The organism is Natrialba magadii ATCC 43099 (assembly GCF_000025625.1).
Classification (GTDB): Archaea; Halobacteriota; Halobacteria; order Halobacteriales; family Natrialbaceae; genus Natrialba; species Natrialba magadii.
On the sequence record NC_013922.1, the window covers coordinates 1,735,404 to 1,762,119 of the forward strand.

Genomic DNA, 26,716 nt, shown 5'->3' on the forward strand with positions numbered 1-26,716 from the left:
GTCGGGAGCGCAGGGACGAACGGACGGTAAAAGGGAGCCAGAGTGGAGATAGTCAACCATACCGATACAAACTCCGGCAATCGTCCGTTCGAACCCCGGGTATTTTGACCGTCTCTCGGCAAACAGAAGGCGATGACTGCAGTGACTCTCGGCCCAGAAGGAACCTACTCTCACCGGGCGGCCCAGGCGATCGCCGACGCAGACGCAATCGACTTTCGCCAGTCCGTCACCTCGATCGTCGACGCCGTCGCGACCGGCGAGTACGACCGCGGCGTGATCCCCATCGAAAACAGCATCGAGGGCAGCGTCACGGAGAGTCTCGACGCGCTCGCCGAGTACGACGTCGCCGTCGTCCGCGAAATCGTCACGCCGATCAAACACGCACTCCTCGCACAGGGGCCGGGCTTCGAAACGATCGCCAGCCACTCCCAGGCGCTTGCACAGTGTCGCTCCTATCTCGAGCGCGAGTATCCCGACGCCACGCTCGAAGCCGTCGCGAGCACGGCCCAGGGCGTCGAGTTCGCCCGCGAAGATCCCACAATCGCCGGCATCGGCCACCCCGCCAACGCCGACAACGCCACCGAACTCGAGGTCCTCGCCGAAGACATCCAGGATCAAGACTCCAACGCGACACGGTTCTTCGCCGTCGCGCCCGCCGAGGACCGCTCGAAAGGCGGCGGCAAGACAACGCTGGTCGTCTACCCGAACGCGAACTATCCTGGCCTGCTACTCGAACTCCTCGAACCGTTCGCCGACCGGGATATCAACCTGACCCGCGTCGAGTCCCGGCCGAGCGGCCGGCGACTCGGAGACTACGTCTTCCACGTCGATATCGAGGCGGGGCTCTACGAGGCGCGGACCAACGAGGCGATTGCCGAACTCGAGGAACTCGCCGAGAAGGGGTGGGTCCGCCGACTCGGCTCGTACGATCTCGAGCACGTCGTCGAGTGACCGCGTCGGTCGAAAGGTCCTCAGCCCACACTGTTAGCAGGAGGCCTGTTCGGTCGCTATAGTAACAACTGCAACTAGTTACACACTGATCGCACAGCAGTCGTGCGATCAGGTGTGCAGTGACTTGCAGTGGCTACTATAGTTCTTTCCACGACACAACCGATTCGACGGGTCGTTCCAACCGGAGCAACTGTCAGTGACTCCTACCGTATCGCACAGCACCAGCAGTCAGGCGCACCGAAACGCGTTTCCGCACGATCCCAGTACGACCGGACATGCCACTCGAGACAGGCGACGACGCACCCGACGTGACCGCACCGAATCAGGACGGCGAGACAGTCTCGCCTGCGTTCGACGACCCGACGGTCCTCTACTTCTACCCGCGGGACGACACCCCCGGTTGTACGACCGAGGCCACCCAGTTCCAGCGCGAGCGAGACACCTACCGCGAGGCCGGCGTCGACGTCTACGGCGTCTCGACCGACGACGTCGACTCCCACCAGTCGTTCGCCGAGGCGGAAGGACTCGAGTTCGACCTGCTCGCGGATCCCGACGGCGCGGTCGCGGCTGCCTTCGAGGTCGACGTTGAGGATGGTGCGGTTGCGCGAACGACGTTTCTGCTCGCCGACGGCGAGGTGCAGGCGGTGTACGAAAGCGTCGATCCGGATGGGCACGCGCGCGATGTGTTGCTTGATGCGATGGACGAGGGGCTCGTGACGCTGCCAGAGTGAGTGGCGTAAGGGCTATCGCACCCGAAGATGGGAACGACGGTTCTGTTGTTCGTATGCGGGCAGAATTTATGCCTGTCGAACACCTACGCACAGGTATGCGCCGAAACCCGTTCGACGAAATCGAGGAGATGCTCGACCGCGTCAGCAAGCAGGTCGAGGAGGGGATGGCCGGCGGCGGCCTGCAGGTACCCGGCTCCGTCCCGGTAGATGTCGCCGATCGCCACGACGAGTACGTGGTGACGGCCGATCTGCCGGGCTACGACGTCGAGGATATCGACCTCACGCTCACGGACGGGACGCTCCGTCTCGAGGCGACCCGCACGGACGAGGAGGAAGAACACGTCGAGGGGCGGTACCTCCGACGCGAGCGGACGCGAAAGTCGGCAAACCGCCAGATTCGACTCCCGGATCCGGTCGACGAGGACGCGGTCGATGCCGGCTACGAGAACGGCGTGTTGACCGTTCGACTGCCGAAAGAGTCGACTGACGAGGAGTCGAAGCAGATCGATATCGAGTAGCCGAATAGTCGAGTGGTGAGTAGTCGAGAAGTCGAATAGTCGAGAGAGCCCCACAGCAGACACGACACCGCGAACACTGCTTTTCGATTCGACGAGTCACGCTGACCGAGTCAGCAGCGCCGGCCTCGTCGCCGAGTGACCGGATGTTCGCTCGGTCGTGCGAACTGACCTGGATTCAAACACAGGAAGCAAGGAAACGGACGAAGACGGCGTCGAGCGCCGGCAAGTGATGGAAAGTTATACAGCCTCGACGCTCTCAGAGCTATATAAGCAAATGAGCGACGCGGGATACGACCACGCAGCAGTCGAGCAACGCTGGCAGGCCGCGTGGGACGACGCGGACGCGTATCGGACATCGGACGACGTCGACGATCCGACGTACGTCCTCGGGATGTATCCGTACCCGTCCGGGAAACTCCACATGGGCCACGTCCGAAACTACACCATCACGGACGCCTACGCCCGATACCGTCAAATGTGCGGCGACGACGTCCTCCATCCGATGGGCTGGGACGCGTTCGGCCTCCCGGCAGAAAACGCGGCCAAAGACCGCGACACCAACCCACGCGACTGGACGTTCGACTGCATCGACACGATGCGTGACCAGATGCGCGCGATGGGCTTTGGCTACGACTGGGACCGAGAAATCGCGACCTGCACGCCCGAGTACTACCAGTGGAACCAGTGGCTCTTCTCCCGGTTCCACCAGGAAGACCTCGTCGAGCGCCGCGACGCCGAAGTCAACTGGTGTCCCGAGTGTGAAACCGTCCTCGCCGACGAACAGGTCGAGGGCGAGGCCGAACTCTGCTGGCGCTGTGACACCCCCGTCGAGCAGCGCGAACTCGAGCAGTGGTTCCTGAAGATTACCGAGTACGCGGACGAACTGCTGGAGGACATCGACGACCTGGAAGGCTGGCCGAACTCGGTCCGCCAGATGCAGCGCAACTGGATCGGCCGCCAGTACGGTGCCGAGGTGGAGTTCGAAATCGGCGGTCACGGCTCTGTTACGGCCTTCACGACCCGCCTCGACACCATCCACGGCGCGACCTTCTTCGCGCTTGCGCCGGACCACCCGATCAGCAAGCAGGCCGCCGAGGAAGACGAAGATGTCCGACACTTCATCGAGCACGAGGCTGACCCCGAGGGCGACGAGCCAAACGGCGTCGCAACCCACCTGACGGCGACGAACCCCGTGACGGGCGAGGAGATTCCCGTCTACGTCGCGGACTTCGTCCTCTCGGACGTCGGAACGGGCGCACTGATGGCCGTTCCCGGCCACGACGAGCGCGACCACGCCTTCGCCGAGAAGATGGGCGAGGAAATCGTCCCCGTCATCGCGCCCGAACCTGAGGAGGGCGAGGAACCGGAGGTTCCGGACATCAGCGAGGAAGCGTTCACCGAGGACGGTGTGCTGGTCAACTCGGGCGAGTACGACGGACTCGGCAGCGAGACGGCTCGCGAGCGCCTGACTGAGGACATCGAGAGCGCCGAGCACACCACACAGTACCAGCTTCGCGACTGGGGCATCTCCCGCCAGCGCTACTGGGGAACGCCGATTCCGGTCGTTCACTGCCACGATAGCTGTGGCTCAGTCGTCGTGCCTGAGGAAGAACTCCCCGTCGAGTTGCCTGAGTTCATCAACACTACCGGCAACCCGCTAGATGCCGCCGAGGAGTGGAAGCAAACCACCTGTCCGGAGTGTGGTGGCGACGCGACCCGCGAGACGGACACGATGGACACCTTCGTCGACTCCTCGTGGTACTTCCTGCGGTACGTCTCGCCCGACCTGGAGGAGGCACCGTTCGACCTGGCGCGTGCGAACGACTGGATGCCGGTCGACCAGTACGTCGGCGGCATCGAACACGCCGTGATGCACCTGCTGTACTCGCGATTCTTCACCAAGGTGCTCGCGGACCACGAGGGCCTGGAACACCGCGAGCCGTTCACCAACCTGCTCGCCCAGGGAATGGTCCAGCTGGACGGCGAGAAGATGTCCAAGTCGAAGGGGAACACGGTCTCGCCCCAGCGCATCGTCGAGGAGTACGGCGCGGACACCGCGCGCCTGTTCATGATGCAGGCCGCCCAGCCCGAGCGCGACTTCGACTGGAGCGAGGAGGGCGTGCGCTCGACGAACGCCTTCCTGACGCGACTGAAGGAGATGGTCGAAGACTTCGCCACGGAGCAGCCTGCCGGCGAGGACGACGCCACCGCGCGCTACGTCGCGAACGAAATCGACGCAACGATCGCTATCGCAGGCGGCGAGTACGACGACCTGACGTTCAACCGCGCGCTGCGCGAGACCCAGGACCTCGTGCAGACGCTGCGCCAGTATGCGGCGTACACCGAACCCCACGCAGAAACCTACGAGCGCGGCCTCTCGGCGGTCGTGCGCCTGCTCGCACCCGTCGCACCACACCTGGCAGAAGAGCTGTACGCCGAACTCGACACCGGCGAGGACGGCGACGAAACCGAGTTCGTCGTCGACGCGCCGTGGCCGACCGCGACGGTCGACCGCGAGTACGTCACGAAACGCCGCCAACTCGTCGAAAACACCCGCGAGGACGTCCGCGACATCATCGACGTCGCCGGCATCGAGGACCCGCAGGCGATCGACGTCGTCGTCGCACCCGACTGGAAGTACGACGCACTCGAGATCGCCATCGAGAGCGACGCACCGAACCTGATCGGCGAACTGATGCAGGAATCCCACATCCGTGAACAGGGCGACGCCGCGGCCAACTACGGCCAGGACCTGCAGGCCGAACGCGAGGCCCTGTCGATGACGCTCGGTCCCGACGAAGAACACGAGGCACTCGAGTCCGCTGCGTGGCTGCTCGAGCGTGAGTTCGAAGCGCCCGTCTCGGTCGTCCACGCAGACGAGGTCGACGAGAGCGTGCTGAAGAACGCCGAACCGGGACGGCCGGCGATCGAGATCGAGGACTGACTCCGAGCCGCGACGCTACCCGAAGCAATCAATTTTCACGTCCGTTTCTTCCGCTGGTGGCTCGCGTTCCGCTTTCGGTTCGTCTTGGCGCTGAGTTCGTCTGTCGAGGAGTAATCACTACCAGCACAGGCCGATTGTCCGGCCCCCAGTGACGAGCTTGGCGCGCCACTCGATGATGAACTCGGCGCACTACTCGAACTCGAGTACAGCCGCGTCCTCGGAGGGGAGTTCGGCGGCTGTAGTCGTACCACTGGGTTCTGGACGGTGAGAGATGGAATCACCGGCTGGAATCAACCGATCACAGAGAGCCAGGCCGCGAGTATCGCGACAGCGGCGACTGGATGGGCGAGGATTATCGCAAGCGTCCGTCTCGCGGGCAGTGTCACCGCTCGTCGCCGCGTGGCGATGAACCGACCGACGAGGTACGCGACGGAGCCAAGTGGCATGGCGACGAGCACGACAATGGCTGGGCCGAGCGCGAGCAAGATCGTGTCCGGACCGCCCCTGACGATGTCGCCGGCGACGAGGTAGCCCCAGATACCGACGAACGGAACGCTCGCGACGCCCCAGCTCGCGAACAAACCGTCGTTGCTCGCGGCGACAGCGACGGCCGCGAACAGCCAGGCTGGAATCGCCCACTGAACGACGATCCACGAGGCGAGCGTCAGCCACCTGCCAGTGCCGATGGCGGCGAGATCGAGGACGAGGAAGGTTGCGAGCGACCCGGCCAGAATCACGGTCGCGTATCGTTTCGTCAGGTCCGGTTGGCGGCCGACGAGCAGTTTCGCCGTTCCGGCCCGGTTGGCGCGGTCGTGATTGCGGGTACGGGGACAGTCGGCACGGGCGTGGTCATGGTCGCGAATACAGTCGGCACGGTTGTTGCCACGGCCCCCCTCCCAGTCGCGGTCCTGTCCAAACACACCACGTCGATCGGCCACGAGAACGACGAGTAAACCGAGCAGGAACGTCGCGACGGCGACGGTTACGGCGGGTGAGACGGCGGTTGTAGTTGTAGTGGTGGTAGTGGTCGCTGTGTCGACCGTCCCGGCGTCGTCGCCAGCGAGCATCCCGATCCGCGCCGGTTCGCGGACGAGCACGCCAACGACCAGCGCGACGAGACTCACGAGCGCGATCGGTGCAAACAGCCGGTCGACAGCGGCTGCGAGCCGCTCGACGAATCCCGGTTCACCAGCCGCAATGACAACCGCCTGCTTCGACGGCTCGTAGACCGTGACCTCCCGGCCGTTCTCGCCGTACCGGGTTTCGACCGGCTCCAGCAGGTCCGCCGACTCGAGTTTATCCACGTGATAGCCGACGTTCTGCAGACTCGTCTCGAGTTCCGCGGCCAGTTCAGAGCGGGTTCGCCCCTCCGCGTAGCAGGCGGCCAGCACAGCACGAGAGGTTTCGGAGCCGAGGGCGTCGAACAGCTGGTCTGCGTCCTCGCCCTCGAGTCCGACGACGGCTGGCTCGTCGGCGTCCTCGCGAAATCGGCGCACGAGCCGGCCGGCAAGTCGATCCATATCTGAACCGTCGTACTCGATGACAAAAGTGTATCCGGGTGGTCAAATGGTGGTTTGAGTCGGTGGGAGGGACCAGTGATGGGGTCGATAGCGGAGAGGGAGAAAGAGAGAAACCAGTCGACCAATCGATGACGGCGCTCAGCAGCGAGGGCTCACTCTCGTTCCTAGTCGATACGGACCGTGAAAAAACGATTGCGGAGAGTGAGGAAATCGTGGCCCATTCGAGGACCACTACGGCTGACCGTCCGCGTTAGTCGGCAGCGACTTCGAGATTAGCCTTCTCTTGTGCACCGATCGCCTCGACGACGAGTTCGGCGATGTCGACGATTTCGATGTCGTCCTCGTAGCCACCGGTCTTGCGGCCGTCTTCGTACATCGTCATGCACATCGGACAGGCGACGACGAATTTTTCAACTCCAGCGCCGGCGTCGGTGTCCTCTAAGGCTTCGCGGAGTCGCTCCTCGCTCGGCTTTGGCTCCTCTTCGAAGTCCATCCAGAGACCACCACCACCGCCACCACAACAGAACGAGTTGTCGCGGTTGCGCGGCATCTCGTCGAGTTCACAGCCCGTTGCACGGATGAGGTCACGTGGAGCCTCGTACTCGTCGTTGTACCGGCCCAGATGACATGGGTCGTGGTAGGTGACGGTGTAGTCGAGTTCGGTCCCGCTCAGGTCGAGTGCACCGCCCTGCACGAGTTCCTCCACGGCCTGCGTCCAGTGGAGCACGTCAATCTCGCCGTCTGCGTTCCACTCGTCGGTGTAGTCAAACGGCATCATCGGATCGTCTGCGAACTCCTCGAAGTCGAGCTCTGGATACTCGTTCTTGAACGTGTTGTAGGAGTGTGGGTCTGTACAGACGATTTTGTCGAACTCGCAGTCCTCCCAGGTTTCGACGTGATGTCCGGCGAGTTCGACGTAGAGGAACTCTTCGCCGACGCGACGGATGTCGTTGCCGTCGTACTTCTCGTCCTCGAAGAGGATCCCGAAGCTGACGTCGGCTTCCTGCAGGATGGTTGCGAGCGAGCGGGCAACCTGCTTGTTGCGCTCATCGTAGCTCGGGTAGTCGCCGACGTACCAGAGGTAGTCGACTTCCTCCTCGCGGGCGTCGGCCACGTCGAACTCGAGTTCGTCGGCCCAGTCGGCGCGGTTGCGGGCCGAGTCGCCGAAGGTGTTGCCGTCCTGCATGACGTTCTGGAAGACGTCCTGCATGCTCGGGGCGATGTCGCCCTGGTCGGTCATCTGGCGGTTGAGCCGCGTAAAGGACTGGAGGTGCTCGATCTCGACCGGACAGGCGTCCATACAGGCCATACAGGCCATGCAGGACTCCATCGTCTCGGTGTTGATGACGCTCGTGCCGCCGTCGGCGATAATCGGCTTCTCGTCGCCGCCGTCGTCGAGTTCCTCGCGGTACTTCTTCAGGTCGAGGATGACGTTTCGCGGGTCGAGCGGGCGGTCGGAAGCCTTCGCCGGACAGACCGACGAACAGCGACCACACTTGGTACAGGCGTCCTGGTCGAGAATCTCCTTCCAGGTGAAGTCGTCGATGGACTCGGCGTTCGTCGCGTCCAGATCCGACGGAACGTTCGGAAGACGCGCACCGGCCTTCTCGTCGGCCGTGACGACGTTCGCGAACGAGGAGATCATGTGGAACGGCTTGGCGTACGGAATCCAGGCGACGAAGAAGAGCGCGAGCAGTGAGTGCGACCACCAGAACAGCCAGTGGATCGTCTCGGCGTTGTAGCCGAGATCGCTTGCCGCGCTGTAGTCGACGCCGTTGACCGTCGCCTCGAGTGCAGCACCGGTCGTCGGCACGTCGATTGCCTGGAAGACCATTGCAATGCCGTAGCCAACGAAGCTCACGACCTCGTGGTCGGGCATACCGGTCGCGTAGATTCGTGCACCTTCAAGCAGGAAGCCACCGACGCCGAGGCCGAACAGCGTCCAGATGAAGATGTCGTCCTCGTTCGAGGTGTGACGGCCCCAGAGACGGTGGTTGCGGACCCAGTACCGACGGTACATCGCCATCCCGATACCAACGACGAACAGCAGTCCCATCGCGTCAACGATGAACTGGTAGGCGAGGTAGAAATCACCCTCCCAGAAGACGATGCCGAAGATGAGTTCGGTCGTGTACTGCTCGAAGCCGATGATGAGCGTCGCGATGAGCAACGTCAGGAAGCCCCAGAGGATAAACGAGTGCATCAGCCCGCCGTAGAGATCCCGGTTGAACTGTTTCTCGTTCGAGAGAACGATCTTCGCAGAACTCACGATACGACTCGGCAGGTCGTCGAGACGGGCGAACGGATCGTCATCGCCCTGCGCGTACCGGTTAAATCGCAGGTACACGCCATACGCGAGGACAGTGAGAGTCAACACTACGAGGAGATAGAACAGAACGTACCCAACGTCACTGATCCCCAGGTAGGTCTCCCTCCCTGCGTTCGCCTGTGCTATGACGTTCATGTTCAATCAGGGGGTGGGGCGTAACTTAATTCTTGCCACACTGTGCGAGAGACGACCGCTGCGCCCTCTTGCGGAAATTATTCCTGCGTTTTCAAGTTTATAATTGTTGTCCATGCATCAGCTTCACCCAACGCTATCTGGCAACAGTCTTAAATAGCCTCCCATCGGGAGTGTCCACCCATGAACGAAAAAACCGAAGAACTCCGCGATATATTCACCGACGTGACCGACGGCGAAGAGACAATTACCGAATCCCAGGAAGACACCCGTGGGTCACTCGAGAAGGACGAGCAGACTGACGAGGAGCGACTCGAGAGCGTCGTCGCGCAGATGCGCGAGCGCTACGAGTTCGAGACGTCGCTCTCGGACGACGACCTGATCGCGGTCGCGAAGGCGTTCTACGACGACCAGAGCGACGAAGACATCGCCGACGACCATGGGATGGATCCCGAGACCGTCTTCGAGGCCCGCATGGCCCTCCACCTCGTCGGCGAGGACGACGCCGACGAGGTGGACCTTGTCGCGATTCGCAACCGCGACGAGGACGACGAGACGCTCGCCGCAGAGTACGACGTGAGCGCCGCAGAGATCCGTCGCTTCCGCCGTATTGCGGCCGCACAGGACGAATCTCGCGCCGCAAACGACCGCTACCGCGACGAGTTCGACAGCATCCTTGCCGACGCCGACCTCTCGGCGCAGATGGCGACCGACGTGCGCGAGGACGGACTCGAGGATGCGACTGAAGGGATGGAGACGAACGTCGACTTCTAACTCGAGGACGCGACTGCCGACTGCGCCGTTCCGATTGGCTGCCCCCGCAGACTGCGCGGACTTTTATAGGAAGACTCGGCCAGACGAGCCGTGAGCCACCCCCACGTCACGTTCAGCGACCTCCGAACCGCCGCCTACTGTCCCCGAAAGTGCTACTACCAGCGGACACGCGACTGCGACCCCGATCTGCCACCCGACATCGAAGCAATTCGTTCCCTGGCGACACGGTACGAGCAGCTGCTCGAGTCGTCCGTGGCTGTACTCGAGTCCGAACCGATTGCACGACCGCCGGCCAACTACCAGCGGACGCTGGCCGAAACGCGCGAGCGTCTCGAGGAAAGCGGCGACTGGGAGCGACTCTGTAACCCGAGCCAGCGAGACGTACTCGTTACAGGGAAAGATTGTCGCGGACGGGTGCACAAGGCGCTCGCGAACCCGCTGGAACCGGTACTCATATCGAGCGGCGCACCCCCGGAGCAGGGCGTCTGGGAGCCACAGACGGTTCACGCCGTCGCGGCCGCGAAGGCACTCGCCTGGGAACACGAGCAGCCGATCGAACGGGCCTGGCTCGAGTACCCAGCCTATGGCGTTATCCGCGCTGTTCAGTTGACGACCCGCCGGAAAGCGCGCTACCGACGCGCGCTGCGGACGGTTCGTGAACTGGACGGCCCGCCAGCACGAACGACGAACCGGTCGAAGTGTGAGTCCTGCGAATTCGCCGAGGAGTGTGGCGTGCGGACGCGGACGCTGCGGTCACTCCTTGGCTTTGGCTGAGGAGAGAAACGGGTCCGTCCCGCGGGGAGTCAGTGCGTCGCGAACCAGGTCTCGATTTCGTCGGCCAGCGCGCCGCGGCGGTGGATCGTCTCGCTCGACGGATCGACGACAGTGCTCTCCGTGCCGGGCGTTTCGCCGCCGTCGAGCACCGCAGCGACCGATTCTCGAAGGCCGTCGTCGAGTTCTTCGAGTCGCCGAACGCTTCCGGCCCCGCTCACGTTCGCGCTCGTCGCCGTGATCGGCGTCCCAGCGCGTTCACAGAGCGCCAGTGCGGTCGGCTGGTCTGGAACACGAATCCCGACACGGTCCTCGCCCGCGGTCAGCACATCTGGGACGTTCTCGAGTCGTTGACAGAGCACCGTTACGGGACCGGGGAGAAACGTGGCCATGAACCGCCGCTCGCGCTCGGTCGTGCGGACGTAGTCGAACGCTGCCGGGACCGAGGGCACAGCGAGCGAGATCGGCTTGGAGCGGTCACGGCCTTTCACCTCGAAGACGCGCTCGACGGCGTCGGGGTCGAGTGCGTCCGCCCCGAGTCCGTAGACGGTTTCGGTGGGATAGACGACGAGGTCGCCGTCGCAGATGGCGTCCGCGGCGCGGTCGAGAGGGGGAGGAGACATTTGACGAGAACTGGGGCCGGTATCGCAAAAAGGGTACCGCGTTCCAGCGAGTGACAAGCGCGTTCCGCCGGGTCAGAACCCGAACTCCGCTTCGAGTTCGTCGTACTCCGGGAACTCGGGCCAGTCGGTAGCGACCCACGAGGCGGTGATCGTCATCTCGTCGTCGATGGCGAAGAAGGCGACTCGCGGCTCGCTCACACCTGCCATTCCGTCGAGGTCGTGCGAGATTCCGTAGGCGTCTGCCACGTCGTTTGCCGGGTCGGCAAAGAGGTCGAACGGGGCGTCGGTCTCGGTAATAAACTCCGAGACGGCGTACGGTGTCGAGGCCGTCACGCCGACGACACGGTCAGCGCGGTCGGCCCAGTCGCGGTCGCGCAGTTCCTCCCAGACGTAGGTGCCGACAAACGAGCCGATCATCGGCGTGAAGACGACGATCGTCTGGCCACCGCCATCCTCACCGACGAGTTCGGAGAGCGTGCGGTCTTCCCAGAACTCGTCCGTAACGAGCGGCCGGGTGAAATCCGGTGCCGACTCACCGGTATCGGGGTGGTCTGCAGGACCGAGATCGACGACATCGAATTCGGGCATCAGTCGTCACCTCCGGCAGCTGCGCCGGTCTCTGTTTCGGACGAAGACGAGTCACCGGAGCCGTACGTCGATTCCAGATAGTCCACGATGTTCGCACTCTCGGCCATCGTCACACCGGTCTGCTCGTCGACGATCACTGGGACCGTTCGGACGCCAGCGACTCGCTTGACCACGTCCCGTTTCGAGTGCAGCGGCTCGACGAATCGCGACTGGTACTCGAGTTCGTACGCCTCGAGCAGGCGAGCGACGCGCTCGCAGTAGGGACAGGCCTGCAGGCGGTAGAAGGTGATCGGTGCCTCGTGGCCGGTGGTCGTATCACCGACATCGCTGGTGGTGTCGCTCATGTGCAGCCGTTCGGGAAACAGCCGGGTAAACGTGTCGTCAGCGGGCAAATGGGGGTTGAAATGGTAAACGGTTAACCGATCGGGTGAGAAGGCTGTACATCAATGGCGCTGGTTTCGCTCGCTGAGGTCTGGGTCGCGCTGTACGAGGTCCCAGTCGTGGGGCTCGAACTCGAGCAGACGACGGTCACCATTCTCGGCGTGCTCACAGTTGCGGTTCTCATCGGACTCTCCGGTTTCTTCTCCTCCTCGGAGATTGCGATGTTCAACCTGCCGAAACACCGGCTCGAGGGAATGGTTGAGGACGGTCTCGAGGGGGCAGAGTTGACGAAGAAACTGAAAGACGACCCACACAGGCTGCTCGTGACGATCCTCGTCGGGAACAACATCGTCAATATCGCGATGTCCTCGATCGCGACCGCCCTGCTGGGGCTGTACTTTGGCGGACTCGCAGCAGTGCTGTTTGCGACGTTCGGTATCACGGCAATCGTCCTCCTGTTCGGCGAAAGCGTCCCCAAGTCCTACGCAGTCGAGAACACCGAATCCTGGGCACGGCGGATCGCGAAGCCGCTGAAGGCCACCGAATACGTCCTCTACCCGCTTATCGTCCTCTTCGATTACCTCACCCGACAGGTGAACAGACTCACGGGCTCGACCGGCGCAATCGAGTCGCCGTACGTCACCCGCGACGAGATTCAGGAGATGATCGAGTCCGGCGAACGGGAGGGTGTTCTCGAGGAAGAAGAACACGAGATGCTCCAGCGCATCTTCCGTTTCAACAACACCATCGTCAAGGAGGTGATGACACCGCGACTCGATATGACGGCAGTGCCAAAGGATGCAAGCATCGACGAGGCCATCGAAACCTGTATCCAGAGCGGCCACGCCCGCGTTCCAGTCTACGAGGGGAGTCTCGACAACGTCCAGGGAATCGTCCACATCCGCGACCTCGTCCGCGATCTCAACTACGGCGAGACCGAAGCCGAGGATCTCGAACTTGCGGACCTCATCCAGCCGACGCTGCACGTTCCCGAGTCGAAGAACGTCGACGAACTCCTGACCGAGATGCGCGAAAACCGGATGCATATGGCCATCGTCATCGACGAATTCGGCACCACAGAGGGGCTGGTGACGATGGAGGACATGGTCGAGGAGATTATCGGTGAAATCCTGGAAGGCGGCGAGGATCTCCCGATCGAAGAGCTCGACGAACGCACCGTGATGGTCCGCGGCGAGGTCAACATCGAGGACGTCAACGAGGCACTCGAGATCGACCTCCCCGAAGGAGAGGAGTTCGAAACGATCGCCGGTTTCATCTTCAACCGCGCGGGCCGCCTTGTCGAAGAGGGCGAAGAGATCACGTACGACGGCGTCCGGATCACCGTTGAAAGCGTCGAGAACACGCGAATTATGAAAGCGCGGTTGCGCAAACTCACGGAGCACGACGAGGACGACGGTGAACAGTCGACGGTTACCTGTGACGGAAGTGGAAGCAGAAACGGGAACCGGAACCGGAACGGGGATGTGGGAAGCAACTAGCGGCCACACTGTTTGAGCGGAGTTTGTCCGTTAGACTCGTTGAGTGTAGCTATAGTAGCCACTGCAAGTCACTGCACACCTGATCGCCAGCCTGCTCGGCGATCAGTGTGTAACTAGTTGCAGTTGTTACTATACAAGTGGCAGGTGCAAACACAAGCTGGCAGGGGAGCAAACACAAGCCGACACGGACGCAACGGAACGACGTCGATCCCAGATTGTGCACCACTCCTCGAGAAGGAGAAACGAATTCGAACGCTACGCCGTCGGCTCCGTCCGTGATGAGGCGATAAGTCCCTCGATTTCTGTCGCAACCACTGGCGGAACCGCGAGTCGTCGCGGTCCTGCCACGTACGTCCCGTCAGGCTTGGCGTACTCGAAGGTCAGGACGACCGTGTCACCGATCTGTCGAGTCGACACCGACTCGATCAGGTGGAGATCGATCGCCTGCTCGGGGTCGTAGAGGTAGATCGCCTGTTCTTCCCGATCGAGCGCGCCAATGGATCGCAGGAAGGATGCGAGAACGAGTGCGACCAGCGCGAGCGGGATAAACAGCGCTGCGAGCCCAGTGAACGGGCCGGCACCGGTAGCGAGCAGTTCGTTCTGCGAGACGTACCGACCGACGAGCATCAGCGAGCCGATCACGCCGGCCATGATCAGGGTGCCGATGGCGGCATCGATCGCACGCTCGAGGCTGCGACCGGACGGGATCGGGACGGGCAGCGAGTCGGCGAGGGCGCGCACTCGCTGTTCGGTGTTCCCGGCGAGTATGAGGACGAGTGTGGTGACGACGATCGCGGCGGTGAGTGCAACGATGACCGATTGACCACCGGTCTGTCCCGCGAGGTCGTACACCCGCCAGAAGACGATGATCGAGATGGTAGCGAAGAACGTGCCGACGCCGAGTGACCACAGGAGCCAGATAGTCCGCGAGGTCGAGGCGTCGCGCCGCCACTGAATGGGGCCGTCTCCAGAGCGGTCGGGATCGATGTCGTCGACCCCATCGAGGTCATCAGGGACCGGTGTCGCACTCGTACTCGTGTCCGGCCCCACGTTCGCTTGCGGAGTTGAGTCCGAACCGGTGGTGGTGCCCGGTGTCGCAGTCGAGTTCGATTGCGCGTTCGCGTCCTCCTCCATAGCTGAACTCGCCGCCGGTCGTGTAAAGACTGTTCGATGTCTACCCGGCTGTCGGTCCTGTCGTTACAGTGGTAGCGAGGCGAAAGACCTCGCTGTAGCCGCGTGGAGAACGTCAGAGGAGGAGAACGTCGAGGATGGTGTACCCACCGTAGGCGATGAGAACCGAACCAGCGAGTGAGATGATCCACGCGAGGACGGTATAGCCCATCTTGCGTGCGCTCACGCCTCCACCGGCCTCAGCGGCGGCGTACCCGCTCCCGATGATCGCACTGACGATGATTTCGTTGAACGAGACCGGAATGCCAAACAGGACTGCTGCCTGAGCGATCATGAACGACGGGATGAGCGCAGCGATCGACCGCCGCGGCCCGAGCGAGGAGTAGTCCTGTGCGATCGCTTTGATCATCCGCGGCGCGCCCGTCCAGGAGCCAAGCAGGAGGCCGAACCCGCCACCGAGGAGCAAGGCGATCAGCGGCAGGCCGACGTCGTCTGAGAGCGGAATCAGCGGGCCGATCGCCAGCCCGACCTGGCTGCCACCCGCGGAAAAGGCCACGAGTGCACCCAGCACGAGCAGGAAATGTCGTTCACCGCGTTCGACATCGCCACGGAGGTCGAAGCCGACCGCACCGCCCCACAACACGGCGATGATCGCCGTCACGACGACGACGCCCGCGAGGTCGGGACCAGGAACCCAGCCGCTCGAAGCCTGCGCGATCGACGCACCGCCTGCCTCAGCGGGGCCGAGAATCGCGAACTCGATGTTCGCAACGAGTACGCCGACGAAGGCGGCCAGACCAACGATCAGGTACGTCTCCGAGATCGGCTCGCTGCGAAGCAACCGCGCGATGGTGTAGGCGAGACCGCCGCCGACGAACGGCGTGAGGATCCACAGCGTCGCAATCTCGATGTACTTCGGCCAGGCAGGGGTCCCTCCCATCGCGAGCCCAACGCCGACGACGGCCCCGGTGACGGTGAAGGCCGTCGCAATAGGGTAGCCCGCGAAGACGCCGATCGCGACCAGCGCGGCTGCAATGATCAGTGCAATCGTCGCCGCACTCGGCGAGAGGACGACGCCACCGATAAGCTCCGTCCCGACTGCTTCGGAGACGTTCGCACCCTGTAATACCGCGCCGCTAAATCCGAGGATACCGACGAAGAAGCCGGCTCGCATCACCGAAATCGCGTTCGCACCGACTGCGGGCGCAAACGGCGTCGATCCACTCGAGCCAGCACCGATCGCCCAGGCCATAAAGAGACTCGCAAGGGCGGCGATCAGGAACGTGGCGATCGTCGCGATTTCGACCATCTATTCGGGCTTTCCAGTGGGTACTACAAGTGTGTGCCGGCCTGCGGTTGCTGGAGAACGTTGGCCCTGGTGGGTTGAGTAGTGAACTCATTTGGGTCGAGGCGTGGGATCGGTTCGGCACGGATCGAACGAGAACGGAGGGAGATAGGCAAGGAACAGGGAGACCAGCAAGGTGCGAACGGAGACAACCACGCCCTCGTCGCACGAGCGCGGACCGTTCAGTCGAGATCCGCGCGCTGGAACCACCAGTAGCCCACCAAAACCGGAACGGTCGCCCACGCGAGCAGCACGCCGAGACCGAACAAATTCGGCGCGTGCGGAGCCGTCGTCGTCCCGCCGACGAAGGCGATATCGAGCAGATCGGGAACGTAGTATCGCGCCCCGTCGAACGCGTGCAACGGATTCAGCCGGTTTGCGTACAGAAACCACGCCGGCTCCTCGAGTGTAGCAAACCGACCTGCGAGGGGGTCCACGCCCGTATCGGTCTGCCCGGTCACGACGAGCGAAACGAGCGAGATGACGAGGGTGTCCCAGAGGACCACACACAGCGCATAGAGCCCGATCAAAATTCCGACCACTCGCGTCTCGCTGGCGAAGGTACTCGAGACGCCGACCGTCACGCCGAGCCACGCGAACGTGTAGAGGACGAGCACGGCGAGGCCGCCGACAATTTCTGTCGGCCCGTCCGTCCCGAACTGCGCGACGACGAACGCCGAGAGCAGAAGTGCGACGGCGAGAACGACGGCGAGGAGCGTCGCGGCGCGGCCGACGTATTTTCCAGTCACGATATCCCGGCGACGCCCCGGTTGGCCGAGGAGAAGACGGATTCGACCTGAATCTCGCTCACCGACGACCGCTCGATAGCCGAGGATGATCACGAGCAGCGGGACGAACTCCGCGAACGTGTCGAACGTCGACAGGAAGGGGTACGTCGTTCCCGCGAGCAGGTCGCCGTAGAGCCACAGCCGTGTGATGACGAACAGGCCGAGAACGGCGGCCACGACCCAGAGCACCCGCGATCGGATCGCGTCGGTGACCTCCGCACGGGCGATTTGCAGCGTCGCACTCACGCACTCTCACCGCTCGGTGTCTCGATTGGCTCGATATCCTCAGTCGAGTCAGTCGAGTCAATCGAGTCAGTCGAGTCAATCGAGTCAGTCGAGTCAGTCGTGAGTGCAGCGAACAGGTCCTCGAGTGAGGCCTGCTCGACATCGATGTCGACGACGGATGCGCCAGTGTCCTCGACGCGACTGATGGCCGCCGACTTCACGCCGGGATCGGCGCACTCGATACGAAGCGTGGTGCCGGTTCGCTCGACGTCCGTCACGTCGGAGAGTTCCAACAGACCGGGGTCGGGGTCGGGGCCGGGGCCGGGGTCGGCGTCGAGCGTGAGCACGAGCACCGATCGCGAGTCCAGAGAGTCCCGCAAGTTCTCGACCGTACTGACCGCGAGCAACTCGCCGTCGTCGAGGACGCATACGCGATCGCAGATCGCCTCTACCTGCTCGAGTGCGTGACTCGAAAAGAAAATCGCCGCGCCGCGGTCGGCTTCCTCGCGAAGCAGAGCTCGAATCTCGTGCATCCCGTTCGGGTCGATTCCGGACGACGGTTCGTCGAGGATCAGCACGTCGGGCTCGCCGACGAGTGCCATCCCGAGTGCGAGTCGTTGGGACATTCCCTTCGAGTAGTCGCCGGCGCGCTGATCCGCGGCCTCGGCGAGTCCGACCCGCTCAAGGATTTCGTCCGGGTCGTCCGCGGCATCGTTCATCTCGATGGCAAACGCGACGTGTTCGCGCCCGGTCAGTCGGTCGTAGAGGCTGTACTCGTCGGGGAGGATTCCGATTCGCTCGCGAACTGCACGCGGGTTCTCCTGGGGGTCGTCGTCGAGAATCGACGCGTGTCCCGCCGTCGGCCGGATGAAGTCGAGCAGCACGTCGATCGTCGTCGACTTACCGGCCCCGTTCGGCCCGAGAAAGCCGACTATTTCGCCGCGTTCGACGGTCAGGTTCACGTCAGAGATTGCCTCAAGGTCACCGTATCGTTTCGTGAGATCGTCCGTCTCTATCGCAGTCATTTATTCTCAACTATCTCCTTTACATATTGAATTAAAGTCGTTTGGGTCACGAACGGTTTGACTCATTCGAGGTCCACACGCTGGAACCACCAGGAACCGACGAGCAGCGGCAGCGCCAGCCATGCGAGCAACACGCCGACACCGAACAGATTCGGGCCGTGTGGCACAGCGACTGAGCTGCCGGAGACAACCGCCTGAAGCACCTCGTAGCTGTAAAACACGGTTCCCGTGAACGCCTCCGCAGGTCCAAGTCGAAACGCGTACAGGAACCACGTCGCTCCCTCGGCATACGTCACGACGGCTGGATCGGCAAACTCGATGAGCCCGCCGAGTTCTCCCGAGCCAGTTACCGCGAGTGCCAACACTCTGGCCACAAACGGCTCCCATAGCGCGAGCAAGAGCGTGTAGGCGATGAGCATGACACCGATCACCTGCCGTCCCGACGCGGCCATCGCGGAGACGCCGACGGTCGCACCGAGCCACGCGAGACCGTAGAGCGCCACCGATCCGACGCCGGCGACGAACTCGAGTACACCCACGCTGCCAGTCTGGGTGACGACGAGGACGAGTACGACCAGGATTGCGGCCGAGAGGACGGCGAGAAAGGCGATTACTCGGGCCAGAAACGCTTGGATGACGAGGGAACGTCGTGTGGTCGGTTGCCCGAGGAGAAGTCGAACGCGTCCCGACTCGCGCAGTCGGACGACGGCGTCGTAGCCGATGACGATGGCGAACAGCGGGAGCCAGTGAGTGAACTGGAGGAGGACGAGGAGGAACGACTGTGAACTGGCGTCGATCATCGTCGGGTCTGCGGCCCAGTTCGCGAGAACGAGGACGACGAGGAGTCCGGTGAGTATCCAGAGCAGATTCGAGCGCACGAGGTCGGTGAGATCGGCCCGAACGAGTGGTACTGCAGGACACTTTTGACGGCAGTAGTGAATCAGACCCATTCGGTCTTTTTGAATTATTTCGGTGTGGGGTAAAATAATATGTGTGTTCGCATGACCATGGACTCGATCACAGATCGCACCACCCCGTAGGTGTCGCAAAAACAGGCCGACAGTGAGGAGGGGCGTACCGATAAACCGAACTAACCGCTCAGTTCGTCGTCGACTTCGATCCGTCCTCCGCCTCCGGTGGCGGCTCTGCCCCCTCGATCGCCTCTGCAGCGTCCGTATCCTTCTCGACTTCGACGTGCCAGCGGTCGATCTCGTCGTCGAGTTCGGCAAGCCGATCCGAGACGCGGTCCTTGAGATCGTCGTCGTTCACGTTGACCTCGAAAACGAACCGCTCACTATTGTTGCTGTTTCGCGCCGCCTGCTGGACGTTCGCGCTGATGAGTTCGTTGTCGAAGTAGTACGGCGCGAGCTGGGTCATCACGTTCTGATACACCGTGTCCTCAACCCGACGCAGGGCCTTCCGTCCCGCCGAATCGGCCGCGCGAGCGACGTAATCGATCGACTCCTTCCAGTTGTCCATCGCCGCCTCAGCATCGTCGTCCTCGAGTTGCTCGTAGGACGCGGTGATCTTCTCGCCGGCAGTTTTGATGTCCTCGTCGGGTTCTTTCCCTGCTTTCTCGCCTTTGCCCTCTTCGACGCTGGCCTGCTCTGCGGTCTTCTCGCTGACGTCAGCTTCGAGGGTCTCGTGGGCTTTGGGGCGCCACTCGTCCCACTCGTCGAACGCCCGCGCGAACCGTGCGCCGTAGTCGTGGTCGGGATCGTGGACACCCTCGTCGCGCAAGGCGTACGTGATGCGCTCGCCGTGTTCGACGACGTCGGCCCACTCGCCGCGAACTTTGAATCCCGAGATGCTCTCTTCCATTCGAGTGAGCGGGTAGTAAGACACGGACTGGTATAAACTTCTTCGCTGCGTCATCTATCGCAGCAGTCAGCTTTCGCTGTCGGGCTGACAGGCAGTGACAGCCCACGAGACCCACACAGTCCGGTACTCGTCGCGGCTGATCGACAGTGTGAACTATCCCGCGGGTGGCCATACGAATATGCCAATCGAAGACCGCGACGATGCGTATCTCGTCACGCACGCACTCGCAAAGCACACGCTCTCACAGCTTCGAGACGTTCAGACCGAGCAGGTCAGTTTCCGCAAGGGGCTCGTCAAACTCGGCCGGATCTGTGGCTACGAGATCATCGACGGCCGCATGGAAACCGAGTACGTTGAAATCGATACGCCACTCGAGCCGACCATGGGCGAACAGGTGCGCGGACTCGACGACGTGGTCATCATCAACGTGCTTCGTGCGGCGACGCCGTTCGTCGAGGGGCTACTGAAGGCGTTCCCGCGCGCACGGCAGGGCGTCATCAGCGCGAGCCGCGACGAAGAGGCCGGCCGCGAGGACGACGGCTCGTTCCCGATCACGGTCGACTACGTCAAGCTGCCCGAGATCACCGAGGACGACACGGTCATCATCGCGGACCCAATGCTCGCGACTGGAAGTACGATGTGTACCGTTCTCGACCACGTCATCGAGAACTCTCCGGAGCCGGAGAACCTGATCGTGCTCTCGGCCGTCTCGGCACCCGAGGGACTCCTCCGCGTGGACGACGAGTTCCCCGAAGCCGACCTGCTGACGGTTTCGATCGACGACTACCTCGACGACGATGGCTTCATCGTTCCCGGCCTGGGCGACGCCGGCGACCGGGCGTTCCGAACGACCTGAATCCCTGACTGGAGTTCGCCCTCCACCAATCGGAAGCCGTCCCCGCACAGCTGGCAGTCGTTGTACTCGAGTCCATGCGAGACGTGGCGGTGCAGTCACTCGTTCTCACGGGCAGGTATCGATCCCTAACAGCGCGTTCAACGGACATCGCTGGATAATCGCCGTCGCGAGCAGATCGCTTCCTGCGATGAACGCGAGCGTCCCGACCGTTTGCTCTCGGTTGCTGTACCCGAAGCAGAGCAGTCCAGTTGCGACGACGACTCGAAGGGCACGATCGGAGCCGCCAACGTTTGGGTTCATGCCCCAGCCTACACGCACTGTGATCCTATGTCTGGCCCCTGTAATCGCGCGGTGTAGTCGCAGTGAGATTGCGGTATAGTCGTGGTGTGCCAACGGATCGCGCTGCAGTTGCGTCGACCCCGTCAGTCGTCTGTGCTCGTCGCCTCGTTCCCGTTCGCGTTCGCGTTTACGTTCGCGTTCGCGTTTGTGTTTGCGTTCTCACTCGCGCTCTCGCCCTCCCCATCATCTGACTCGTCCAGTCCTCCTGACAGCCCCGCGTTCGGGTCGCGCTCGAGTGCCGGTGGGACCTCACGGGAGTCGGCGTAGCCGTCGAACCAGCGGACGATGCGCTCGAGTCGGTCGACGATGTGGCCCGGCTCACCCGAACGCGAGAGTTCGTGGCCCTCGCGCGGATACCGGACGAGACGGGTGTCGACGCCGTGTTTCTTCAGACCGAGGTAGAACAGTTCGGCGGTGTTCGCAGGCGTCCGGTAGTCCCGATCAGAGTGGAGCACGAGCGTTGGCGTCTCGACGTTCGGGATGTGTGCAACGGGCGACTGCTCCCAGAGGAATTCGGGCTCCTCCCAGGGTGTCGTGTCGAAGTCGCCCTCGATGAGCTTGAACGCGTCCGTCGAGCCGTAGAAACTGGTGAGATCGTAGACGCCGCGCTGGGAGACTGCGGCCGTGAAGCGGTCCGTCTGGGTGACCGCCCACGAGGTCATGAATCCGCCGAAGCTCCCGCCGGTGACGAACAGTTCGTCCTCGTCGACGAAATCGCGTTCACAGACTTCGTCGACGCCCGCGAGTACGTCCGCAAGCGTCACATCGCCCCAGTTGCGTTCGATCGCCATGGCGTGGTCCTCGCCGTAGCCCGTCGAGCCGCGGGGATTAGACCAGAAGACGACGTAGCCCTGTGCCGCGAGCGTCTGGAACTCGTGCCACATCGTCCCCGCGGTGGTCCACTGGGAGTGGGGACCGCCGTGGATTTCGACGACGAGCGGGTAGGTTTCGTCCGGGCCGCTCGCGGCGTCGGCGTCGAATTCAGGTGGGGTTAGCAGCCAGCCCTGGATCTGGTTGCGTTCGCCGTCGTCGCTGTTGCCGTCGCCGTCGCTGTTGCCGTTGCCGTCGGCATCTTCAATCCCGGCGTCACCCCTCTCGAACCAGATCTCCTCCGGCTGGCGCACCGCTCGATCCGCGAGGAGGTCGCCGTTGACGCGCGTCAGTCGGTGCGTCTCGTTTCCGCCGCGGGTCGTCACGAAGATGTCGCCAGGGTGGTCCCACTCGCTCTGGACGAGCGCGACGGCGTTGTCGCCGACCGAGAAGCCCGACACAGTCACGTCATCGCCGTAAACGCGGGTCGGCTCCTCGAGTGCTTCCTCATCGCTGTCGATCGTCGTCGGCACGTTGACCGACCAGAGCACGTTCGCCCCCTCATCCGGCGTCGTGAAGTACAGCAGCTCCTCGTCCGGCGCCCAGGTGAAGTTGCCGTCGATCGTCCGATCCAGCGACGCCGTCGGCGTCGTCTCCGCGCCAGTCTCGCGGTCGTGCACGCGAACGTCAGTCTGGCGTAGCGAGGCCTGTTCTTCAGGCGTGAATGCGTACGCGATCCGCCCATCTGTCGTCGCCTCGAGTTCGGTGACCCAGCCGGTCGTCTGCGTGAAGGCCGTTGCCTCATCCGTTTCGAGGTCGTGTTCGTACAGGTCGTACCGGCTCGAGTCGTCTGCCTCGACCGCATCCTCGGCGGTTTTGACCGCGTAGTAGACCGTCTCGTCGTCACCCCAGGTCGCTCCGATATGGTCTTCGTCGCCGTCAGTGAGGCGTTCGATCGCGTCCGTATCCTCGGAATCAGTATCAGTCGGATCGGATGGATCGGACTCGAGTGCAGCCTCGATATCGAGGACGTAGACGTGACTCCGCCGGCCGTCCATGTACTCCGTACCGGCGCGGTAGATCATGCGGTCGATAACGCGCGGGTCGGGCGTCTCGGGTTCGTACTCAGGGTCGACGGCGAGGTCGCGCCCCTCCTCGCGGTCGTCGGCGGTGACCTGCTGGGTGAACAGGAGACGGCTGCCGTCGGGACTCCACTCGAGTCCGGTGACGCCGCCGACGACGGACGTGAGCTGGCGGGCTTCACCGCCGGTCGTCGTGGGGAGTATCCAGAGTTGCTGGCGGTCGTCGTCCTCGCCGCGGGTGCTGGCGAACGCGAGGCGGTCGCCGTCGGGGCTCCAGCGGGGCTGGCTGTCGACACCCTCGCTAATCGTGAGTTGCGTTGGCTCGTCACCGCCGACGGGGACGACGTGGATGGTTGCCTCGGAGGATTCCTCGTCTTCGGGGAGTTGTTCGACGTATGCGACGCGCTCGCCGCCAGGCGAGAGCTGTGGATCCGAAACCTGCCGCAGGTCGTAGAAGTCGGTCGCCTCGATCGTGTTCATGCAGTTCGGTACCGAGGTGTGTGTAAAAAAGGTTGGTCCACCGGAGAACGCGACCGGGACAGTGAGTTGCAGTACGGCTATGTGTCAGCAGTTCGTACGTATGTGGCACGTACATGTCCGGCCGCTCGTCCACCGACGCCACTGATGGCTCCGCCATCGCGCAGTCGTCCCCCCTCCCTCCGGCAACGGATTCGGTTGCCGTCGCAAGCTTCTTCAGTATCCTCGGTGCAGCCGTCGCGCTGACCACAACGGTCGCGGGAGACGGTACTCTCGCCGTCGTCCTCGGCTCGACGCTGCTCGGACTCGGCGCTGGCGCACTGCTCGGTGTCGGTCTCGTCCGCTTCAGTCCCGATCTTCTGGCCCGCCTCGGGAGCAGGCGAAGCCGGCATCTCGTGATCGCGCTGCCAGCCGTCCCCTTCGCCGTCGTCGGCTTCGCGGCCATTTTCGGCCCAGTTGGAACCGAACTCGGGTTCGTCTCGGTTGGCTCGATGAGTGCACTCGTCATCCTTGGCTACGCGCTCCGTGCGATCGCATCGACCCGCTACGCAGAAACGGTAACGGCAGACAGCCCGCTCCAGACGTGTCGGTGGGAGCCGCCACGATCACCCAGAATGGACGCCGTGTTGCTCGTCATCTGGCTGGGTCTCGCCGTCGTCTACGCAGTCGCCGGCGACTGGCTCTCGACGCTCGTCTGGGGCACACTCGGTGTTCTGTGGCTCACCACCGGCCTGATCGAGGGACGGTTCCAGATCGACGGGCTGGGGACGACACCCGAGATCCGAATCCACGAAACCGGCTTCGTCAAACAACGCCCGCTAACCAGCACGTTCGTCTCCTGGGAAACCGTCGACCACGTCCGTCTGCGAGACGACGAACTCGTCTTCGACCGCGGCCTGTTCGATACGCGACTCGACCGCGACGCACTCGAGTCACCCGACAAAATCCTCGCTGCAATCGAGTCACAGCTCTCGGATCAGACGGCAACGCTTCCGCCCTCATGAAAGTCCCAGTAGTGGTGGGTAGGTGATAGAAGGAGGATCATCCGGCGGAGAGGCTTTCCAGCCGAGATAGTGGCCCTTCCGGGAACAACTGAAAGAACACAGCTTGTATCAAGACGAGAGCGCCGAGTACCCCGCCAAACAACGGCGGCCAGATCGCTGGGGAAACACCGCCCGTTGGCGCGAGATAGTGGACATACAGGCTTGCAACGACCCACCACAAGGTGTACATAGCAAGAATTCCGAGCATGACCGAAGCGAGGATCCGAGTCACTGCTGTGTCACCGGGCTGGATCCGATCACCGGAATCGAGAACTGCCGAACCGAGTCGGATTCCGTGTGCCAGCACACTGACCAGAACGGTAAGAGCGAGAAGCCCAGGAACGAGAATCGATAGTGGGATCCAAAGCAGTTCGGGGACGGTGTCAAGGAGAATCGGGGATTCGGTGACTATTCCAGCTGCAAGGAGGAATGCGAGGATTGCGAGGACGGACTCAGCTACTCGTCCCCCGATCGCACTGTTGCGGTAGCGGGCACACATGACATGTGAGTGATTTTTGCTATCTGTTTAAGAGATTTACTGTAGCCGAGATCGCCGTCTGTATCAAGCGAGTCGGGTCGGTATCTGTTTGGTGCGTATCCGTACTGCACACACCCAATGCATGCAGCACGACACTCCGAACACCACCGTACCCTGATTGAACGCTCACCCCCAATAAGCACACGTAGTTGCCGACTGCTACGGTTCAGCTTCACAGTCAGTTTTGGATGAAGAAATCGTGCTACTACCCACCGGAAAGAGAGCGAACAGGGGAGGAAGAGAACTCAGGCCGACTCGAGTACCGCCCGCCCGCTGGTCGCGCTCCGAATCCGATCCCGGAGCGCCTCGGCGTCGGCAACGGGCACCCGAACGCCGAACGAGACGTCAGCCTCGTAGGCGGCGTCGAACTCGTAGCCCTCGCTCTCGAGAATGCCGCGAACGGTGCCGGAGTCGTCGTACTCGACAGTGATCGAGACGCGCTCGTGCGGACGCTCCTCGATGACACCCGCCGCATCGACGGCATCCTTCACCGCGCGGGAGTAGGCCCGGACGAGCCCGCCCACCCCGAGATTCGTCCCGCCGTAGTACCGCGTGACCACCACGACGCAGTTCTCGATCTCGCGCTGGGTGAGCACGTTGAGTGCCGGCTTCCCCGCTGAACTGGCTGGCTCACCGTCGTCACTCGAGTACTCCCGCAAGAGATCGCCGTCGCTGTCGGCGCGAACGCGGTAGGCGGGGACGTTGTGGGTTGCGTCGGCGTACTCCTCGCGAATGGCCTCGATGAACGCCTCTGCGTCGTCGACGGCGTCGACGGGCCGGGCGTGGCCGATGAACTCGGAGCCCTGGACGACGAACTCGGCGGTTGCGGCCTCGGCGATGGTGTTGTAGGTCCGACTCACGGCTTGTGGGTGTCCTGCGTGTTCGTGCTCACTGCAGTTCGATCTTCCGGACGAACTCGAGGTCTCGGAGTTCGGTGATCGCCGTTCCCGAGATGTCCTGGTCGGTGATCAGGTACAGTCGCGGCTCGTCGGTGAACTCGGGGTCCTCGCTGATCGTCTGGCGGATCGAGATGTCGTTATCGGCGAGCGTGCCGGTGACCTGGGCGACGATGCCCTTCTGGTCGGCGTTGTCGACGGCAATCGAGAGCACCGTCAGGTCGAGGACGGGTGCGAGGTCCATCAGGCTCGGCACCTGCGAGATGTTCTGGAAGATCCGCCGCAGTTCGGGATCGTCGAGGATCGCGTTCGTTGTGGAGTCCACGACGCGACGATCGACGTCGATCTCGCGGGCGATGCCGGTGTTCGGGATCTCGATGCCGCCCGAGACGACGCGGCCGTCGTCGTTAACTGAAAAGCCGCGCTCCAGGAGGAGCCGGATAACCGCCTGCTGGCTCGGGGATCCCTCGAACTTCTCCATGATCTCGTCGAACATTCGTTGGTGGGTATACGAGTGCCCAGGTATAATGGTCGGTGATCGACATCCGGTCGGCTTGCCGAGTCGGTGAGGGTGTGGGT

At 63.0% G+C, this 26,716-nt stretch carries 25 protein-coding genes; 9 read left to right on the plus strand and 16 right to left on the minus strand.

Annotation, left to right across the window (positions count from 1 at the left end; all coding sequences use genetic code 11):
• The first annotated feature begins 132 nt into the window (after positions 1-132).
• The 4 genes from pheA (at position 133) to leuS (ending at position 5,144) form a co-directional block, all read left to right on the plus strand.
• The gene (gene pheA, locus NMAG_RS08185) at positions 133-951 is read left to right on the plus strand and encodes a prephenate dehydratase (protein ID WP_004215681.1); all 819 of its coding nucleotides are present in this window, start codon (positions 133-135) and stop codon (positions 949-951) included.
• Between the two features lie 275 nt (positions 952-1,226).
• Positions 1,227-1,682 (plus strand): peroxiredoxin, encoded by a 456-nt coding sequence (locus NMAG_RS08190; RefSeq protein ID WP_004215680.1) that lies wholly within the window; start codon positions 1,227-1,229, stop codon positions 1,680-1,682.
• 95 nt (positions 1,683-1,777) lie between these two features.
• Positions 1,778-2,200 (plus strand): Hsp20/alpha crystallin family protein, encoded by a 423-nt coding sequence (locus NMAG_RS08195; protein ID WP_004215679.1) that lies wholly within the window; start codon positions 1,778-1,780, stop codon positions 2,198-2,200.
• Positions 2,201-2,474: 274 nt separating this feature from the next.
• Entirely contained in the window at positions 2,475-5,144 is a 2,670-nt protein-coding gene (gene leuS, locus NMAG_RS08200) for a leucine--tRNA ligase (RefSeq protein WP_049939267.1), read from the plus strand.
• Positions 5,145-5,434: 290 nt separating this feature from the next.
• Here the strand turns inward: leuS and NMAG_RS08205 are convergent, their stop codons facing one another.
• Together NMAG_RS08205 and NMAG_RS08210 are read right to left on the minus strand one after the other, a co-directional pair.
• Positions 5,435-6,664, minus strand: a complete 1,230-nt coding sequence (locus tag NMAG_RS08205) for an ArsR/SmtB family transcription factor (protein ID WP_004215675.1) — start codon at positions 6,662-6,664, stop codon at positions 5,435-5,437.
• A gap of 250 nt (positions 6,665-6,914) precedes the next feature.
• Entirely contained in the window at positions 6,915-9,128 is a 2,214-nt protein-coding gene (locus tag NMAG_RS08210) for a (Fe-S)-binding protein (protein WP_004215673.1), read from the minus strand.
• 180 nt (positions 9,129-9,308) lie between these two features.
• On the opposite strand from NMAG_RS08210, the gene NMAG_RS08215 reads away from it, so the two are divergent.
• Positions 9,309-9,899: a hypothetical protein gene (locus NMAG_RS08215; RefSeq protein WP_004215672.1), complete on the plus strand. Its 591-nt coding sequence runs from the start codon at positions 9,309-9,311 to the stop codon at positions 9,897-9,899.
• Positions 9,900-9,989: 90 nt separating this feature from the next.
• Positions 9,990-10,673 carry a CRISPR-associated protein Cas4 gene (locus NMAG_RS08220; protein ID WP_004215671.1) on the plus strand — a complete coding sequence of 228 codons (684 nt, stop codon included), beginning with the start codon at positions 9,990-9,992 and terminating at the stop codon, positions 10,671-10,673.
• A gap of 29 nt (positions 10,674-10,702) precedes the next feature.
• Here the strand turns inward: NMAG_RS08220 and NMAG_RS08225 are convergent, their stop codons facing one another.
• The 3 genes from NMAG_RS08225 to NMAG_RS08235 form a co-directional block, all read right to left on the minus strand.
• Entirely contained in the window at positions 10,703-11,293 is a 591-nt protein-coding gene (locus tag NMAG_RS08225) for an L-threonylcarbamoyladenylate synthase (protein ID WP_004215670.1), read from the minus strand.
• Positions 11,294-11,365: 72 nt separating this feature from the next.
• On the minus strand, positions 11,366-11,881 hold the full coding sequence (locus NMAG_RS08230) for a redoxin domain-containing protein (protein ID WP_004215669.1): 516 nt from the start codon (positions 11,879-11,881) through the stop codon (positions 11,366-11,368).
• On the minus strand, positions 11,881-12,225 hold the full coding sequence (locus NMAG_RS08235) for a glutaredoxin family protein (RefSeq protein ID WP_004215668.1): 345 nt from the start codon (positions 12,223-12,225) through the stop codon (positions 11,881-11,883). Before NMAG_RS08235 ends, NMAG_RS08230 begins: the two co-directional genes overlap by 1 nt.
• A 102-nt stretch (positions 12,226-12,327) precedes the next feature.
• Between NMAG_RS08235 and NMAG_RS08240 the strand changes: the two genes are divergently transcribed.
• Positions 12,328-13,761, plus strand: coding sequence for a hemolysin family protein (locus NMAG_RS08240; RefSeq protein ID WP_004215667.1), 1,434 nt, complete (start codon positions 12,328-12,330; stop codon positions 13,759-13,761).
• A gap of 255 nt (positions 13,762-14,016) precedes the next feature.
• Here the strand turns inward: NMAG_RS08240 and NMAG_RS08245 are convergent, their stop codons facing one another.
• The 6 genes from NMAG_RS08245 to NMAG_RS08270 all read right to left on the minus strand — a co-directional run bounded on the left by NMAG_RS08245 (position 14,017) and on the right by NMAG_RS08270 (position 20,096).
• Complete coding sequence (locus NMAG_RS08245) at positions 14,017-14,895, minus strand: hypothetical protein (protein ID WP_004215666.1); 879 nt, start codon at positions 14,893-14,895, stop codon at positions 14,017-14,019.
• Between the two features lie 112 nt (positions 14,896-15,007).
• Positions 15,008-16,201, minus strand: a complete 1,194-nt coding sequence (locus NMAG_RS08250; protein WP_004215665.1) for an inorganic phosphate transporter — start codon at positions 16,199-16,201, stop codon at positions 15,008-15,010.
• Between the two features lie 218 nt (positions 16,202-16,419).
• The gene (locus NMAG_RS08255) at positions 16,420-17,271 is read right to left on the minus strand and encodes an ABC transporter permease (RefSeq protein ID WP_004215664.1); all 852 of its coding nucleotides are present in this window, start codon (positions 17,269-17,271) and stop codon (positions 16,420-16,422) included.
• Positions 17,268-18,275, minus strand: coding sequence for an ABC transporter ATP-binding protein (locus NMAG_RS08260; protein WP_004215663.1), 1,008 nt, complete (start codon positions 18,273-18,275; stop codon positions 17,268-17,270). The genes NMAG_RS08255 and NMAG_RS08260 overlap by 4 nt, the downstream gene beginning before the upstream one ends.
• A 62-nt stretch (positions 18,276-18,337) precedes the next feature.
• On the minus strand, positions 18,338-19,225 hold the full coding sequence (locus NMAG_RS08265) for an ABC transporter permease (RefSeq protein WP_004215661.1): 888 nt from the start codon (positions 19,223-19,225) through the stop codon (positions 18,338-18,340).
• Between the two features lie 148 nt (positions 19,226-19,373).
• A complete protein-coding gene (locus NMAG_RS08270) occupies positions 19,374-20,096 on the minus strand; it encodes a DUF5828 family protein (protein ID WP_004215660.1) in 723 nt (240 codons plus the stop codon).
• A 178-nt stretch (positions 20,097-20,274) separates the two neighbouring features.
• On the opposite strand from NMAG_RS08270, the gene upp reads away from it, so the two are divergent.
• A complete protein-coding gene (gene upp, locus NMAG_RS08275; RefSeq protein ID WP_004215659.1) occupies positions 20,275-20,952 on the plus strand; it encodes a uracil phosphoribosyltransferase in 678 nt (225 codons plus the stop codon).
• 105 nt (positions 20,953-21,057) lie between these two features.
• On the opposite strand, the gene NMAG_RS08280 is transcribed toward upp, so the two are convergent.
• Complete coding sequence (locus NMAG_RS08280; RefSeq protein ID WP_004215657.1) at positions 21,058-21,252, minus strand: YgaP family membrane protein; 195 nt, start codon at positions 21,250-21,252, stop codon at positions 21,058-21,060.
• A gap of 122 nt (positions 21,253-21,374) precedes the next feature.
• Entirely contained in the window at positions 21,375-23,663 is a 2,289-nt protein-coding gene (locus tag NMAG_RS08285) for a S9 family peptidase (protein WP_004215656.1), read from the minus strand.
• 113 nt (positions 23,664-23,776) lie between these two features.
• On the opposite strand from NMAG_RS08285, the gene NMAG_RS08290 reads away from it, so the two are divergent.
• Positions 23,777-24,664: a hypothetical protein gene (locus NMAG_RS08290; RefSeq protein ID WP_004215655.1), complete on the plus strand. Its 888-nt coding sequence runs from the start codon at positions 23,777-23,779 to the stop codon at positions 24,662-24,664.
• Positions 24,665-24,701: 37 nt separating this feature from the next.
• Here the strand turns inward: NMAG_RS08290 and NMAG_RS22440 are convergent, their stop codons facing one another.
• The 3 genes from NMAG_RS22440 to NMAG_RS08305 form a co-directional block, all read right to left on the minus strand.
• Complete coding sequence (locus NMAG_RS22440) at positions 24,702-25,202, minus strand: hypothetical protein (RefSeq protein WP_004215654.1); 501 nt, start codon at positions 25,200-25,202, stop codon at positions 24,702-24,704.
• A 284-nt stretch (positions 25,203-25,486) separates the two neighbouring features.
• Positions 25,487-26,101, minus strand: a complete 615-nt coding sequence (locus NMAG_RS08300; protein WP_004215653.1) for an IMPACT family protein — start codon at positions 26,099-26,101, stop codon at positions 25,487-25,489.
• Positions 26,102-26,129: 28 nt separating this feature from the next.
• A complete protein-coding gene (locus NMAG_RS08305) occupies positions 26,130-26,633 on the minus strand; it encodes an amino acid-binding protein (protein ID WP_004215651.1) in 504 nt (167 codons plus the stop codon).
• Positions 26,634-26,716: the final 83 nt, after the last annotated feature.